At 39.9% G+C, this 16,580-nt stretch carries 16 protein-coding genes; 7 read left to right on the top strand and 9 right to left on the bottom strand.

Annotation, left to right across the window (positions count from 1 at the left end; translation table 11 throughout):
- Positions 1-24 precede the first annotated feature (24 nt).
- Positions 25-2,259: a penicillin-binding protein 1C gene (pbpC, locus tag C9J41_RS15210; RefSeq protein ID WP_107294739.1), complete on the bottom strand. Its 2,235-nt coding sequence runs from the start codon at positions 2,257-2,259 to the stop codon at positions 25-27.
- Positions 2,249-6,877 (bottom strand): alpha-2-macroglobulin, encoded by a 4,629-nt coding sequence (locus tag C9J41_RS15205; RefSeq protein ID WP_107294738.1) that lies wholly within the window; start codon positions 6,875-6,877, stop codon positions 2,249-2,251. Before C9J41_RS15205 ends, pbpC begins: the two co-directional genes overlap by 11 nt.
- Before the next feature lie 259 nt (positions 6,878-7,136).
- Between C9J41_RS15205 and C9J41_RS15200 the strand changes: the two genes are divergently transcribed.
- A complete protein-coding gene (locus tag C9J41_RS15200; protein WP_107294737.1) occupies positions 7,137-7,472 on the top strand; it encodes a hypothetical protein in 336 nt (111 codons plus the stop codon).
- 240 nt (positions 7,473-7,712) lie between these two features.
- Here C9J41_RS15200 and C9J41_RS15195 read toward each other — a convergent pair whose 3' ends face one another.
- Together C9J41_RS15195 and C9J41_RS15190 are read right to left on the bottom strand one after the other, a co-directional pair.
- Positions 7,713-8,189 carry a GNAT family N-acetyltransferase gene (locus tag C9J41_RS15195; RefSeq protein ID WP_107294736.1) on the bottom strand — a complete coding sequence of 159 codons (477 nt, stop codon included), beginning with the start codon at positions 8,187-8,189 and terminating at the stop codon, positions 7,713-7,715.
- 97 nt (positions 8,190-8,286) lie between these two features.
- A complete protein-coding gene (locus C9J41_RS15190; protein WP_107245370.1) occupies positions 8,287-8,763 on the bottom strand; it encodes a GNAT family N-acetyltransferase in 477 nt (158 codons plus the stop codon).
- Positions 8,764-8,928: 165 nt separating this feature from the next.
- Between C9J41_RS15190 and C9J41_RS22120 the strand changes: the two genes are divergently transcribed.
- The 4 genes from C9J41_RS22120 (at position 8,929) to C9J41_RS15175 (ending at position 12,555) form a co-directional block, all read left to right on the top strand.
- Positions 8,929-9,054, top strand: a complete 126-nt coding sequence (locus tag C9J41_RS22120; RefSeq protein ID WP_255418319.1) for a hypothetical protein — start codon at positions 8,929-8,931, stop codon at positions 9,052-9,054.
- Positions 9,055-9,292: 238 nt separating this feature from the next.
- Positions 9,293-10,762, top strand: coding sequence for a C69 family dipeptidase (locus tag C9J41_RS15185; RefSeq protein ID WP_107205825.1), 1,470 nt, complete (start codon positions 9,293-9,295; stop codon positions 10,760-10,762).
- A gap of 168 nt (positions 10,763-10,930) precedes the next feature.
- A complete protein-coding gene (locus C9J41_RS15180; RefSeq protein WP_107292870.1) occupies positions 10,931-12,046 on the top strand; it encodes a cytochrome-c peroxidase in 1,116 nt (371 codons plus the stop codon).
- Entirely contained in the window at positions 12,043-12,555 is a 513-nt protein-coding gene (locus tag C9J41_RS15175; protein ID WP_107205823.1) for a hypothetical protein, read from the top strand. The genes C9J41_RS15180 and C9J41_RS15175 overlap by 4 nt, the downstream gene beginning before the upstream one ends.
- A gap of 43 nt (positions 12,556-12,598) precedes the next feature.
- Here C9J41_RS15175 and C9J41_RS15170 read toward each other — a convergent pair whose 3' ends face one another.
- Complete coding sequence (locus C9J41_RS15170; RefSeq protein ID WP_005367305.1) at positions 12,599-12,880, bottom strand: hypothetical protein; 282 nt, start codon at positions 12,878-12,880, stop codon at positions 12,599-12,601.
- Positions 12,881-13,093: 213 nt separating this feature from the next.
- Between C9J41_RS15170 and C9J41_RS15165 the strand changes: the two genes are divergently transcribed.
- Positions 13,094-13,474, top strand: coding sequence for a hypothetical protein (locus C9J41_RS15165; RefSeq protein WP_005367304.1), 381 nt, complete (start codon positions 13,094-13,096; stop codon positions 13,472-13,474).
- A gap of 144 nt (positions 13,475-13,618) precedes the next feature.
- A complete protein-coding gene (locus tag C9J41_RS15160) occupies positions 13,619-14,272 on the top strand; it encodes a nitroreductase family protein (protein WP_107205822.1) in 654 nt (217 codons plus the stop codon).
- A gap of 260 nt (positions 14,273-14,532) precedes the next feature.
- On the opposite strand, the gene C9J41_RS15155 is transcribed toward C9J41_RS15160, so the two are convergent.
- The 4 genes from C9J41_RS15155 to C9J41_RS15140 form a co-directional block, all read right to left on the bottom strand.
- The gene (locus C9J41_RS15155; protein WP_107205821.1) at positions 14,533-14,979 is read right to left on the bottom strand and encodes a GyrI-like domain-containing protein; all 447 of its coding nucleotides are present in this window, start codon (positions 14,977-14,979) and stop codon (positions 14,533-14,535) included.
- A gap of 354 nt (positions 14,980-15,333) precedes the next feature.
- Positions 15,334-15,810 (bottom strand): N-acetyltransferase, encoded by a 477-nt coding sequence (locus C9J41_RS15150; RefSeq protein WP_107205820.1) that lies wholly within the window; start codon positions 15,808-15,810, stop codon positions 15,334-15,336.
- A gap of 128 nt (positions 15,811-15,938) precedes the next feature.
- Positions 15,939-16,172, bottom strand: coding sequence for a hypothetical protein (locus tag C9J41_RS15145; protein WP_107205819.1), 234 nt, complete (start codon positions 16,170-16,172; stop codon positions 15,939-15,941).
- A 3-nt stretch (positions 16,173-16,175) separates the two neighbouring features.
- Positions 16,176-16,436 (bottom strand): hypothetical protein, encoded by a 261-nt coding sequence (locus tag C9J41_RS15140; protein ID WP_146144053.1) that lies wholly within the window; start codon positions 16,434-16,436, stop codon positions 16,176-16,178.
- Between the last annotated feature and the right edge of the window lie 144 nt (positions 16,437-16,580).

Here is a 16,580-nt window from a genome sequence, read left to right as displayed (position 1 = left end):
ACACTGTTTTCTTGACGCTTTCGATTACGGATGAACAACAATTTCACGTTTATCACATACTCCATTAATACAAGCAGTGATACGCACCTTACCCGAGTAATCCACTAATTTAATTTCATTACCAGTAAATGGTTGGTTATTAACATACCAATCAACCTTTACGTTTTCATCTAGCGTTTGTAGCGGTAATACGTCTAATTGATCTTTATAGTAATGCTGTCCTGTCACTATTTGCTTAATATACGGCACAACTCGTGCGTTCCTTTTCTCTAGCTCACCTTGTCCTTTAGGCGTTGCAATACCTCCTCGTTGTTGTTGCCAATTTGCTAGACGTTTCGGCCACGTTGTTTGAGCCGTATCCAAACTTGGAAGTAAAAAACGTCCATCAGTTTCCAACGTGGGTGGCGTAATTCCTCTTACGGTATAGGCTTTTCTTTGCGAAACACATTGTGCACGAGGCGTAATTTGCTTATCACGCCCACTCGGCCAACAAATGGTCTTTGTCACAACGTCTTTAGGTTTTATTCGTTGGTGTTGATCGCGGGGTAACTGATCAAAGGCATCAAACATAATAGGTGCGGCTTGTGTCGCGCCTAAATAACCCACAACAGGGCTAGAGTCTGGACGACCTATCCACACGCCAACTGTAAAATCTGGGCTAACGCCTATCGACCAAAAATCACGATAACCATAGCTGGTTCCTGTTTTCCAAGCAATTTGACGTCTTATCGATGGTACGACTCTATCTGGCGCGCTTATTTCACTCAGTGTTTTAAAAATAATCCAACTTGAAGCCGGTGAAAGGAGCGGTTTACTCACAACGGATTTGGCATTTTGTAGCAGTTGTAAAGGCTGATATTGCCCATTCGTTGCCAGTGTTCGGTACATAGCTGCCAGTGTAATTAAATTGGTTCCTGTCCCGCCTAATCCCACCGCTAAATTTGATTTTTTATGCTGTAATTGAATCCCAGCTTGTTGCAGTTTTTGATCAAAAACCTCTGGTGTTTCTTTATTAAAAACTTGTATTAAAGGAATGTTCAGTGACTGCTTTAATGCTTCACTCATACTCACTGCGCCTTGAAATTTGCCATTTAAGTTTTGTGGCTTATAGCCTGAAAACGATGACGGAATATCACTGAGTAAACTTTGAGAATGAATGATCCCAAGATCAAGAGCCGTACCATAAATGAATGGTTTTAACGTTGAACCTGGTGATCGAACCGCTTGCACCATATCAACATAAGAAAATCGGCTAACATCATTAAAATCCGCCGAGCCTTGATAGGCAATAACACTGGCAGACGCATTATCAACCACAACGATAGCCGCAGAGTTTTTAGCTGGTAAGCGTTGAGAAACCGTCGTGAGCAGTCGCTGAATTCGCTTTTGAATATCCGCTCGAATAGTGGTTTGAATCACCGCTTGGTGCGGATAACCTTGCTGTAGCATACGGCTCAATAATGGCGCTTGCAGTGGTTGAAAATAAGGGGCAACAACGACAGGTTCCTGTTGCAAAAAGTTCGCACTGTATTGATCGAGCTTGTTATAACGCACTAATCGTTCAAGCACTTTATTACGCATCGCTTTTGCACGTTCAGGGAAACGGTCTGGGCGATATAACGATGGTTTTTGCGGTAATACCACCAGTAATGCCGCTTCTGACTTTGTGAGCAATTGCGCAGACTTTCCAAAGTAACGTTGCGCCGCAGCCTCAACCCCTTCGATATTGCCGCCAAACGGGGCAAGATTTAAATATAAGGTTAAGATCTGCTCTTTACTAAAAAACCACTCTAATTGAAGCGCTCGAAATAACTGGGTTAGTTTGCCTGATAACGAACGTGAATGCGGTGAGATTAAACGGGCAACTTGCATGGTTAATGTTGAGCCACCAGAGACCACATGCCCATTAACCCCCCATTGCCATGCAGCCCGAAAGATCGAAAAAGGGTTAAACCCGGGATGGAAATAGAACCATCGATCTTCATAGGTTAATAACGCTTGTCGATAAAAAGGATCAACTTGATCCGGTGATGTTAGTTGCGTTCGACGCACCCCTTGCATATCTGCAAATGCTCGCAGTACCTCTCCCTCTTGGCTTTTAATAACAACCGCAGAGCCATTCGGATAAAGTGGCGGTAATGGAAATACGTAATTCAGCACCACACCACAAGTAGCTAATAATACAATGGTTATACAACAAGCCCGCATCCACGTTTTATAACGTGATGCAGGCTGTTGCGCAAAATAATTACTTTTCAATGGTTACCATGTCTTGCTTAGGCCAGTACACAGCATGTTGTGATGGCTGGTACATCGACTCCATGTAAATTGGCGGAATAGTAAAGGTTCCCGGTACTTCAGCACGAAGTAAATACGCAAATGAATAGGTTTTATCCTTATCAAATGACTGAGAAATTACATAACGGTCATTACGATATTCACTATGCTCTGGTGAACTTAATGTCACACCTTTGGGTGCTAATGCTGCTACATCAAGCCCTTGATTAAGTGCAGGGTTTTCTAACACAAAACCTGCTGGGATCATCTTAGACAGTAACCCTTCATTAACTCGCTGGTTGAGATTAACATTCAATACAACCAATAACCGCTGACCAACTTTTACTGTATTTCCAGTAAATGGCTTGCCGTCTAATTGATAAACAGAGCGTGAAAGCGTATTCACTTTCAATGTATTCAACGGATTATCACTATTTGATACCGCTTTATTGCGTTGCTGGTATCCCTCACCCTGTAACTTAACGTACAGCGGCTTGGTATTATGGTTGGTAATTGTTAATCCTTCCGTTAATGGTACTGAAAATGGACCCGTATGTTGCTGATCATGACCATTAATTGTCACATCAAACGGCTGATCTTTATTCAATGTTTGGGTCAATATCGCAGCTTGTAACAATGCACCGCGCTCTTGGGTGCTCAACCACAATTTATCGCCCGACTCTGCAACAAGTTGTTCTAACAACTGCTTTTGAATTTCCGCCGCTTTATGAGCCAAAATACTATTCGACTTTAGTTGCTGCAAAATCAATACAGACAAGGCGCTATCACGCAGGTTAGATCCATAATCTTGAAAATAGCTGCTGTAACGTTTAACCGTATGGTAATTATTTAACAGTGCTAATGCCTTATCACTATCGCCCACATTGGCATAACTTGCCGCAAGCTGTAATTCACTTAGTCCAGATGGGAAGAGTTTAAGACCTAAATTATCAATATCGCTCCACTGGAGCAGTCCTTGTTGAGACAACACATATGCCGCATAGGTTAATGCACTATCCGCATTTTGTTGGTTATACGCCCATTGCTTCATGCGTGTTGGGTTCTTCACATATTCGAGGATCTCGTCTTGCGCTCGTTTCAGCATGGCTTTCGGTACTATATTTGGAAATTTTTTATCAGCACGTAGCAAAAAGTCCGTCACATAAACAGTTAACCAAGGCTGATCGTTAACACGACTGCTATAGCCATCACTTGGCCATAACGAAAAACCACCTTGTGATGTTTGCATTGGTTTCAAGTTCATTATCGCTTGATAAATCATATCCCTATCAGATGGCATCGCTTCAGCATTCGGTGCTTTTCCTTGCGCTTTCAATCGCTGCTCAAACGCGGCTTTTTTAAAGCGGGTTAATTCTGGTAAATCATATAAATACGGTAATGCTTTACTGGTTATTTGCTCTGCACAGCCATACGGATATTGATAAAGATCTCTTGCTTGCTCTATCACGCTTAGCATCGGTGTTTGGCTGATATAAGCAAAGCCTAATTGATCTGGAATCGTATCAAGCCCTTGCCACAATGATGATGTCACTGTCAGCTTTTGTTGCGGCTCTAACAGATCCGAATGCATCTTATAAACCCACGGCATTACTGACTTGATCGGTGTTGTCCATGAACGATCAATATGGATCTGATTGTTGCTGTTTTGTGACAGCGAGTGTGCTTGCAGTTTGAACTCTGCACGGTTAACAACTATTGGTGAGTCAACCGTAAACGGGACGTTGTAACTTATATGCTCGCCATCTTGTAATGTCACCTTAGCAGGCAGTAGTGAAATCGCTAAGTTCACGCCTTTGTTAGCGCTCAATGCCAGTGATAACGTCTGCGCTGTTCCACTAATATTGTGAATATCTACCGTAACACTCGATTTGTCTCCCGCTACGAGAAAACGAGGAATACTTAATTCAGCGACAACGGGAGCTGCAATTTTATTACTTGATACACTTCGACCCACTTGCGAATCGTTAAATGTCGTAATAATTAACTGCCCTTCACCATTGTAATCAGGGATAGCTAATTTCACGTTCGCCTTGCCGTTGTTAACCTTTATCGATTTGGACATCAAAATAACGGTTTTACTTTCAACGAGATCGTCGTTTTTATTATCAGTACGCGTAACGCTATCGCTGCCGAAACGAGATTGAGCAAAGGGATTGGGACGCAAATCATAAAGACGTGAATACAGATCAACCACATCCGCGCTATAACGACGCTGTGCAAAGAAGTAGTTAAACGGATCTTGTGGTTTAAAACGGCTGAGGTTAATAATGCCTTTATCCACCAGCGAAACCGTTACCCAAGTATTATCATTTTGTTGCTTCTCAATACCAGCAACAGTAATTGGGATATCTAAGGTCGTTAACGGACGAATAATTGGCGGCATTGTCGCTTTGATTGAGAGTTTTCGCGCCTCACGATTAAGCTTAACTGGCTTAATGCCAAAATAACGTTTCGGCGCATTATCAACATTACCTGTTAACGTGGCAGTTAAATAAATATCGTGACGATTTAACCCCTGTGGCAGTGGGATCTCAATATCTTGTTTGCCTTTCGTTATCTTAGTGCGCTGCGACCAAATCACTTTATCTGTTTCTAGCGTCACTAATATGCTACCTGCAATTGGTGCGGTGATCGCTGAACGGATATTTTCACCTACGTGATAACGTGATTGATCAAAAGCAATATCAAGATGTTCAGGCTTAGCTTTTATTTGCTGATAACCATCATACCAACCTGCATAGAATTGATATTCAGTAACGGTTTTACTTGCTTGATCAGTCACTGTAATGCGGTACTGACCCCATTTAGTCGCAAAAGCTAATCGATGACTTTTTCCTGCTTCAACATGAATCGTTTGCGAAGAGATCGCTTTCCAACGCGCTTGTTTCTTACGCTGCCAACCAACACCTTGCTCATATAACCAATAATAAGGCCCCTGATCGTAATCCACTTTTACGGTCAAATTACCAGCAAGACGATGTTGACCATCATGGCTTAATAGTGCGATATCAAATTGAGGATTAGCATCATAACCGACACTTTTTTGCAGCGGCTTTACTCCAGCTATTGGACTATCTTTCCACACCGTGTAACGTAAATCCCGTTGTACAGCGGCCCCACCCGTTTCTAATAAACTGAAATTAACGACCGCATTAACTGGTGATTGAATTTTAGCAGCAGAAGGTGTCGGTAAAACTATCTCTGCTTTCCCTTCTGCTGATAATGTTTGCTTATCTAATTGCTGATAACGGCTAGCCAATGAAAATCGCTTACCGACTCGATAATCACTGTATTTACCGCTAAAGCTCGACGTTGAGTTATACATAACCTCGGCAGTAACTTTATTACCTGCCGCTGGGCTACCAAATAGATAGCGCCCATTTAGTTCAACCTTGGTTTGACTGCCCGCCATAACAAGCTTTGCAGGATCGGAAAAGGTTAAATCCATTCGCTCAGGAACAAACTCTTCCAATTCGAAAAAATATTGGCTGATCGGCTTTTGCGCTTCAGGATCGAGCCTTACTTCAACGGTATAGCGCCCCGTACGCCAACTAGATGTCGTGTTCAGTTGCTTAGAATAAAAACTCGCTGCTTGCGGAGAGAGTTGCTCAGATAACACAACATCATTACGTGGATCTAATACCGTTAATGTGATCGGCTGATCTTTAATCGCCAGACCGTCTTGATCACGCAGCAAAATATTTAACGGTAATGATTCACCCGGCTTAACCAAATCACGGTTGCTGTAAATAAACGCTTCATAAGGTTGATAAGCTCGCCCTCCTACTTTGCTATCCGATAAATCTAAGGGCGCTTCACGCAGAGGTAAAATACCGATCTCTTGTTGTGACTTATGTTGTAATGAAGGAGCGAGTTGGCGTTCTGCTGTTGTTTTATTGGTACGAGCAATAACGATATCGGTGTTTTTCGCCACAATATCAAAGTTAGCTTCACCTTTATGGTCGATGGGTACTGTTCTAAACAGTTTATGATCGCGATAAATATCAACGCTACCTGAAGTAACAGCGTCACCCGTTGATAAACGTGACACAGAAAAACTCGCTTGATGGGTATTTAACCGTGCTTGAATGCCAATATCAGTCAATAACACATGTTTGACTTTTAGCTCATCAAACGCGCCAGGTGCCTTTAACACCACAACATACCAACCTGACGGCAAATGATGTGAAAGAGGGATACGTGCTGCAGTTTGTTGATTTAACTTGCTTGGTGGCAGTGTAAAACGATCAGCATAAACACTTTCATAAGCGTGTTGTAAACGCTCTAAACCATAAGGGCTTAGGTTATCTAACAGGTAACTGTCATTTAAAAAGGTGTCGGGATCAGTTATATGTAAAATTTCAACATCAACTTTATCAAGATTCATAAAGTTAATTGGAATTGATTGGTGGTGAGATTGCGGAACTAAAGGGCCATTACCAATCACTTCCACCATGGGTGGCTGACGAATGGGATCTTTCTCTTGATTAGCGTAAGCGGTGCCAAACAACATAAAACTAAAAAATAACGCTATTAAATATAATCCCGCTACCGATCGTTCTGATCCCATTATTCGCATCACTTTCCCCTTTAAGAACCACTCAACTCTATGCACTGCATACGGTGTAATTCTATACAGAAAAGCAGATATATTCATCCGAACATCGCTATATGTTTTCTAAAACATTCTAAATTTTCTAATAAAATTAATAATATATTTCGCCATTTCTTCATGGCTAGCTGTATACACAGGCAATTGTCCTTTTTATCTTGGTGTCATTATCCGTTATAATCACTGCCACTTATTTAAAGATATTACCTACAGGTGTAGCGACAATATGGCTAATCAACCTAATTTTACTGATGAAGAATATAAAGCATTCGCGGAATTAATGGACTCATACAATCGTACGTTCGCCGTATCTATCACGACATTAGTATTAGCCGTAATTGGTTTTATTATTGCAGAAGTTCAGGTTGGTTATTTAATGACTAACAATATTCGTTGGCTGTTCGGCTTACTGGTTATACTCCCTCTTGCTGTTACCTCTATTGGAACAAAATACGACTTTAACCACCTGACTTTTAGTATGCCTAAAACTATCTTATATAGCGTACTCAATGTCATTGCTCTCATTACAATTATCGCGATCGTGGTTATGCTTAATCGCTGAGTCCATATTGATAAATATCGTACAGACAAAAATCTCCTTGCTGATAATTAGCTTTGAGCAAGCGGTTTTTTACACCTTTAACCGTTAGATCTTATCAATCTTACACGTTGTTAGTACATTCATTAATTGTGATTTTGTCACTGAGGAAAAGTGAGTTTGGGATCAAGTGATTCATAAATTCAACCAAAGTAAAAATGCCACGCGTTACGATTCCTCATTGAACATTTTGGTTACGATGCATCACAACAAACGCTTAAACTGCCCATTTTTAGCTTTGAAACCTAATTTGTTAAACAAAGCTTTAGACCGAAAGTTACCCTCATCAATATCCGCATACAATTTTTCAATGCCCAAAGATTTAGCATGAAAAAATAATAAACTAAGAGCTTCCGACATATACCCTTGTCGCCAGTACGATGAATTTAGTAAGCATCCGACCTCACAAGAATCACCTTTATCACTAAAGCTATGTAAGCCGCAGGTTCCAATAACTTTGTTTGTCGTTTGCTCCATAACCGCCCATTCCAATGATTCACCTGACTTCTCTAGCCGGACGACGCTTTCTAGCATCTGAACTATCAGATCTTTTGATGTGAAAACGGGGTCTGAAGCAAATTCCATTGTTTGAATATCGCCATAAATTTCAAACAAATCATCAGAATCATTCGGTTGAATTGACCTTAAAACAATTCTATTTCCTTGTAAATCAGGCTTCATTTATCTTCTCTCCTTGATCGTATAACGCCCGCTTAGATGTGAGCAACGAAATACCAAAGCCGCGCATAGTGAAAATGCTATGCGTTGTTAATCCCTCTTAAACAATTTTTTCTGTTCTCAACCTACGCAAAAATAGATTACTCCTGTCATTCAAATCAAGCTGAAGCTCCAATATTCCTTTCGACTCACTTAACTTCTGAAAACCAACTAAACTATACATTTCTTTAGCCTTATTATTGCTAAACACACAACACTTGATGTACGGAACGCGAAGTGATGTAGCCTCTTTCACTATGTGTTTAAATGCCCGATAGCCTAATAAACTGCCTTGCTCTGACTTTGTAATTTGTAGCGAATGTATAAATAAACACTTTTCATTAGCTTCAATTGAAAATCCAGCAACAATAATATCGCCACTTTTAATTACCCAATTATCTTTAGCCCTATAATGGCGCTTTATACCCTCGGCATTCCAAGGTAAGCCAAGCTCGGATTGTAGTTGATACATATTTTGATAGATCAAATCGTATAGCGATTCAAAATCAGAATCATCAGCTTTATTAATTGTAAACACGTAACCCCTTCTAATCACTTATGCCAATGTATTAATAGGCATTCTTATCACGCAAAAAAGACCTATGAGTTTATCTTTATCATACGCGATATAATCATTATTATTGACGTTGAATTCTCAAGAAATTCAACGAACGTTGACATTCACACAAGCCAACGCGATTTGATGAATACTTCTCAAATTTATGAAATTAACCAGCAAACTCGCGCAAGCAATATGTCGATTAATTATCATGATGAAGAAATAGGTGGTTATATTCATCGTGAAAACGAAGAAAAAAAACCACAATAATTTTTTAAGTTCAACTTCATATAAAAAGGAGAAAGTATTTAATTACTTTCTCCTTTTTATTTGTCATGTTTAATTAAATCATAATCACGCCATACAGAATAATTACGCATTTTTACTCCCGCAATCCATGCAATATTAGTGTGCATCAAGCTAAAAAAATTATATGACGAATATCACGTTTTATATTTCATTCAACTGCAAGAATATTCGTTCAATGCCTATAACTTAACGATAATTAATGAAAAAGATAACATTACTTTCCGCACTTATTACTTCAGCGATTAGTGTACCAGCATTTGCCTGCACTACGATTTTAGTGGGTAACCAAGCAACAACTGATGGATCTTTTATTGTCGCACGTAATGAAGACTATCAAGCCACTAATGCAAAACAGTTTATCTACCACCCCGCTGAAGCAAAACAAAAAGCTGATTTCAAATCTAACGCCAATGACTTTACTTACCCTGCAGCAAAAAATGCACTGGAATACACGTCATTGTCAGATTTTGACACCCATGGTACCAGTATGGGTGAAGCTGGATTTAACTCTGCTGGGGTTGGTATGTCTGCAACCGAAACCATTTATAACGGTACTCAAGCACTCGCGGCGGATCCGTATGTAACCAAGACTGGTATTGGTGAAGATGCGATTGAAAATGTCATTTTGCCACGTGTAAAAACAGCCAAAGAAGGCGTTGAACTGTTAGGTAAGATCATTGAAAAACAAGGCGCATCTGAAGGCTTTGGCGTTGCCTTCGTTGATAAAACCGGTATTTGGTATTTAGAAACCGGCAGTGGTCACCAATGGATGGCACAAAAAATCCCAGCTGATAAATATTTCGTTTCAGCTAACCAAGGTCGATTAACTACCTATAAACTACATAATCCCGATTATTTAGCTTCTCCTACGCTAGTTAGCTTTGCCGAACAACATGCTTTATATACTCCAGTTACAGGAGAGGCTTTCAATTTCCACAAAGCTTACTCGCAAGATACCAAGAATGATCAAACGTACAATTACCCCCGTGTTTGGACGTTACAACACATGTATACAAAAGGCTTAAATACCAAGATAACGCAAGGTGAGAGTTTCCCTGTCTTTTTAAAACCAAGCCATAAATTATCGGTTGCAGATGTTGAACAAGGGCTACGAAATCACTACCAAGGTACGTCACACGACCCATACGCGAATAGCAATCCGAAAGAACCATACCGACCAATATCTGTATTTAGAACCCAAGAATCACACATATTGCAAGTTCGTCCTAATCTGCCTATCGCTATCGGTGAAACCGAATACATGGCGTATGGGATGACAGCACTTAGCGTTTATATTCCTTATTATCAAGGCATGACAGAAGTGCCTAAAGCATTAACGATTGGTACAGATAAAGCAGACAATCTATCTGCTAACTGGCAATTCCGTAAGTTACAAACCATTGCCATGACCAACTGGAATGAGTTCTCACCCATTGTTCAAAAAGCCTATCAACAATTTGAGCAACAAACAGCCGTTAAACAACAAGAGCTTGAAAAGCAGTACCTTGCGATATACAAAACGCAACCTAAAAAAGCACAAGCATTAATTAATCAATTTGAACAAAAAACAGTTGATAACGCATTGGCATTAACCAATAAATTAACCAATACCTTATTGACCAAAATGACCCACAACACCGATATGCTGTATCACTTTGAAGGCGCTTAAGTTGCTAACACATCAGCATTAGTAATAAACGAGAGATAGCCCAAGGTTATAAAATTAAAGGTTATTTCTCGTTTTATCTTTTAATGTCGCACTTTGAAACAATATTTATTCCTATTCTTTTTCCGTATCTTATATCATTTGCTCATTCTGTTAAGAGCACTCTCGACAATGCGTCCACTACTCACCTTTCTTAGCCTTATTTTTGTTGTCTTAGTTCCTCATTTTGCATTGGCAACAACCAGTGAGCAGCAAGCTCAGATCACCTTAGGTCGCTATTTATTTAATGATGTTCGCTTGTCAAAGCTCGGCAATCGCAGTTGTGCCCTTTGTCATGCCGTCGATCTAGGTTGGACCAATCGATTTAGCAAAGTGCCAGATATCCATGGCAATCCAACAACGCTAAACACGCCAGCATTACTCAATGTTGCCCACTATGATCAATTCATGCAAAGTCGTGAAGGATTACAGACATTAGAACAAGCTATTTTGTTACCTTTATTTGGCACAGCCCCAACAGAAATGGGGATGACAGAGCCGTTATTACTGCAACGCTTACAACAAGCGTCTGATATCTACACCCCACTATTTGAAGCCAGTTATCAATCAGCAGATTTCACAACCCAAAAAGTCATTAACGCATTAGCGAAGTATGTAGAAACAATTCAAAGTGTTGATACCCCCTATCACCGTTATTTATCCGGTGATACTGATGCGCTAAATAAAGAGCAACAGCTAGGATTAGCTCTGTTCAATAGTGATCGCCTAAAATGCTCCCAGTGCCATGGTGGTGAGCTATTAAATACCCCTAAAAACAACGCCGATCCACTTTATGTCAGCACAGGTTTGTACGGCATAAAAAATAAAGATGGCAAATACTTATACCCTGAAAATGAACGTGGCAAAGCCAGTTTTAGCCATAAAGAAACTGACGACGGAAAATACCGTATCCCTTCATTGATCAATGTGAGCGAAACAGCACCTTGGGGACATGATGGCAGCGTACAATCACTCGAGCAGTATATTGAACATTATGCCGCCGGTGGACGAATACTGACGATAGGTAAAAATGCAGGAGATGGTCGTTATCATCTCAATAAAGACAACAAGATCTCAGGTTTTAGTTTATCGAATAAAGAGAAAAAAGCGCTCGTTGCCTTTCTCAATAGCTTAGCCATAACTCGACTACCAACACAGCAACACCAAGATCCTTTTTGCCAGTTAGTCCCATTAAAAAATAAAAAAGACAGCCCGAACTGTCTTCCACCTTTTAAAGTGAAGTCATGAAGACCATAAACAAGACCATGAAAAAGACGATTAAGTTAATGACATTAAGCGCCTTACTAAGCCAATCAATGGCCGTAAGCGCAAACACCGACATTAACCCTGAACATAAAGGGCGGAATGATTATTTTGCCAAAAGTTATCAGCCACTATGTAACTTGCCAACAAAACACATTGCGACAGCTTCAACACTTGAAGAGGCCAGCCAACAAGAATTTATTTTAGATAAAGAATTAGGCTTATCCACCCAACTAAATTCCCAAGGTGAAGCTTATATTCAATTGGCGATCAAAGAATGGAATGAAAAGTTTATCGTCGGTGTCACACCAAAAACCCACGTATCGATGGCGGGAGCTGATATTCAAGGCGCAGATATTGTTAACTTGCAATGTGCCGAGCCATCACAATACCTGACCCACTTAAACACCCACGAATGGGGAAGCTATACCCTGAAACTGACAGGTAAGCCAAACCAGTTGGTGAAAGTACAAATCATCACAACAGATAAGTAGAAACAAGCCTGAGCAATCATTGCTTAGGCTTATTGTTTCAAACTTATAAACCTGTGTTGCGGTGGTATTCTTGCTCAGCAAATTCTTTGCCTTTTTGTGCCGCCGCCGCACAAGACTCTGGCGCAATATCACCACGCTCCGTCACATATTGCTTAAGCTCCGCCGCTTTCTCTGTGCGATTAAAAAACTCATGATAGCCAATGTTTTTACATAGTTCCCATGACGATACACCCGCTGCATTTTTTAATGTGTAGCTATTTGATGGCGTTCCAGCGCAACCCACTAGCCCAAATGCAATCAGTGAAAATAACACCTGCTTTTTCATCAAAAATCCTTTATTTCAACTTTATCTCAATGATTTGACATACAATATCACATCATCTCTTACTTATGTTTTAGTATAAACATGATACTGATTCAAAGCCTCATTATTGATTAGACGTGAATAGGATAATTTCCTAATATACGCATGGTTCAAATACGTTTATGATCGTTGCTAATATAACCTTCATCGCTAGAGCTATTTTTAGGATTCACCATGAGCAATTTTAATCTTTATACCGCCCTTTTACCTTGTTTCGATTGCCGTCAACAAAAAGCAGAAGCAAGCTTAGGTTGGCTAACCCCTGCTATGCATGAAGCGGTTCTTGCGCAAGTAAATACCATTATTACAGCGAGCAATGATTACCCTGATGATCTTGTTACCACTATCACCTGTTCTGTTGATGAAGCTAAGTATTACCTATTGTTAAATGCCTTCGCTTATTCAGAAGAAGAAATGCAAACAACAGGTGTAGATCCAGACGACCTTGTTGAAATTGAAAAAGAAATCAAAGCAAACAAGAATGCTGATGGCATGATTGAGCTTGAGCATGACATTGCGCTACAAGGCTGCACTGCTTGCTGCCCTGACGCATAATTCCATACTATTTACTATGGTGTACGCGATGTATGCCATAGTCATATTCCCCCCTCTCGCCTCAACATACCGCCTAAACCTTGAAATTGTGCTGACTAGCCCCATTTTATTAATACGACAATTAATAATAAGAGCAAAAGTAAGATGAACAGCCCTATTTTAGATGACTTAAATTGGCGTTATACCACCAAGAGTTACGATCCTAATAAAACCATCTCAACAGAAAATATTGCCATCATTTCAGAAGCACTACGCTTATCAGCATCATCAATCAACTCGCAGCCATGGCGCTTTATTATTTTAGAATCAGATGATGCTAAACAACGATTTAGCAATACCTTTGAGACTAAGTTTTTAGCCAATAAACCTCACGCAACTAACGCCAGTCATATCATTTTATTTACTCACAACCCTCATTATTCGATTGAAGATTTTGAAGCCGTGATTGATAAAAATATTCTTGATGGCCGCATTAAACCAGAGAAAAAAGATGATGCTGTGAGCAAATTTAGCTTTGCAGACTTATACACCGAGCCGAGTGGCTACAATGCTAATTGGACAAAAGCACAACTGTATCTGGCTTTCGGTAATATTCTGCACGTTCTTGCACGATTAAAAATAGATTCAACACCTCTTGAAGGTATTGACGTAAAGCGTGTTGAGAAAGAATTCAGCCAAGAGTTAGATGGATTTTCATGCCCTGTCGCACTCGCGATTGGCTACCATGATGAGTCTGATTTTAACGCTCGCTTACCTAAATCTCGTATGCCATTAGAAACCGTTGTTCATAAAATCTAACAGCATGTGGAATGATAAAGTGATAGGTGAAACTTAAATAATAAGCCAACACACTAATGACATTCTTCAACCAGTCGATGGTTGAGAATCTAGTAACTATAAAAAAGCCACTGATTAATTAGTGGTTTTTTCTTTTAAAACTTGGCGGAGAGACAGGCTTTGAACTCTCGATACAATATAAAACCATTGTAACCACCAAACGTTACGCATAGTAAATGTGCCACGCGTGCGAATCACGCTTTAGCTATTTGTTATGTCAATTATTTCAGCGCAATGTAGACGCTAACTTTACTAGCACTTTCGTAGTGCTCAAAATCTGTTGTATAAGCTCTTTCATGCGCACAATTAGAAGAAGCAAAGTACGACCAAACTGACTGCCACGCGGCGATAACAGCAGCAGGAAACTCACCTTCGGATTCAAACTTAAGGTAAGAGCCAGGAAGAACAGATACCGATGACAGCGCAACATTTGAAGAAGATATTTCGTTTGACCCCATCAAAACATCAAAGTAGCCATCAACATCTGACTCGTAATTGCAGTAGACACTATAAGCCCTTGCCCCCGATTGATAGTTGATGACTAAGTTCGAGTCAACGTATGCAACATGTTTTGGGATATTCGCCGTTTCAGGATTCATCTCAATTTCATTGCGAGTTCTTAGAACTAAACCTTCGATTTCAAAACCTTTTACTTCAACAACTTCCATTTTTTACTCCATTTATATAGCGTTAGCATAACGGGCGTCCTCACCGAATAAAACGATACGTATAAAAGCCCAACCCTTTTGCCCCTACTGCCAACATGTCATGCAATTAACGGGAATATTTCGACCCAAATAACCGACGTTCAATAATAAGGATAATAGCTTTCTCGCTTCATAATTAAAGAGGATTTTATTATAAACAAGGGCATTAATATTATTGGTTCACACCAAGGATAATGCTCGAATTCTTTTTGGCATCACCCTTCATGCTATTTCCAATATTTACTTATATAAGGTAGCTTGGGCTTGTCCAACACTTCGGATAGGTGTCGGCTACGCGACACATATCCTTATTTGTTAGGTGCGTAGCCAAAGTTGGTAAAAGTCGGTTTCATCGTGCTTGGGATTCTTGCGCACGAACTCCCAACCATGGCGCTTGTAGAATGTGAGAGCTCTATGGTTAGTTCGGCTTACTAAAAGTACAGCACGCAAACAACCCGCTGTACTCAATACGCTTACAATATAATCCTGCAATTTTGCAGCGAGTCCTGAACCACGAAAATTCGGTTTTAAGTAAATGAGATGCACATAGCCAGTCTCCGGCTCGGGTGAAAAGCTACGAAACTCTAACTGCCCTGCAAACTGACCATCCACAAATATATGGATATAGAACCATCCTGATGTTGCTAGCCGGTCTAATACTCGTTCACGATAACCACTGATGAAGTCGTCGAAACCATCGTAATGCCCAAAACTACAAAAGTATGCATCTTTTCTCGCAGCTACGCACAATTCGAAATCATCAATGTTTATCTGCTGAAAAGCAATTTCCATACTTACCTTTTCCTTCAAGCACCTAACGCCCGCCTTAACAGGCGGAAAATAGCAGGCTAAAATTAGCGACGAAGGAGCGCAAAGCCTGCTGTTTTTGCGTCCTTGTTTAAGCTTTTGTTATATGCACTCTACTTGCAGGCCAAACATTCTGAGTCATCAATTGTTGAATACTCTGCATGCCAATAGTGTGAGTCTTTAATTTCACGATAAACTAAATTACCGCAATCATATTCTTTAGCAAACCGATTGTTAAGAATAATTAGCGACTCACACTTAGGTGGCCAAGAAGAATTTTCAGCAATTTGATTACCTTTTATCAATTCTTCTTCAAGAAGCAAATTGAGCTCTTTGGATTTAAACATACATTACCACCCAAATACTGAAGTCTTTAACCTACTAATTAAGGTTGCAGGTCTTATATTATCTATATCTTCACTTTGGAAGTTGTATTTAGATTTACTTTCACCTGCAACAGGGACTATAACTTTAGTAGCGTGGACAGATAAATCATTAACAATTTCTCCGCTTTTAAGCTTTACATCTACTTTGTAGTAATCCCAATGTAAGTTCCTACCGCAGTTACCTTGTAAGTGGTTTGGGATAATTATAGATGTCTCGGTTTCCAAGCGACTTCCTTGTGCATATAACAGTATATTAATAAGCATTCTTACTTTTACGCTTTATTAATACAGCAAATATTCAACATTCTAATAAATAAAAACATTTATTTTCATTACCTTAATCGCAAAAATTAGCATCCACCCGATATG

Origin of the sequence: Photobacterium sp. GB-50, from assembly GCF_003026755.1 — a bacterium.
Classification (GTDB): domain Bacteria; phylum Pseudomonadota; class Gammaproteobacteria; order Enterobacterales; family Vibrionaceae; genus Photobacterium.
This window is presented reverse-complemented; position numbering and strand designations above follow the sequence as displayed.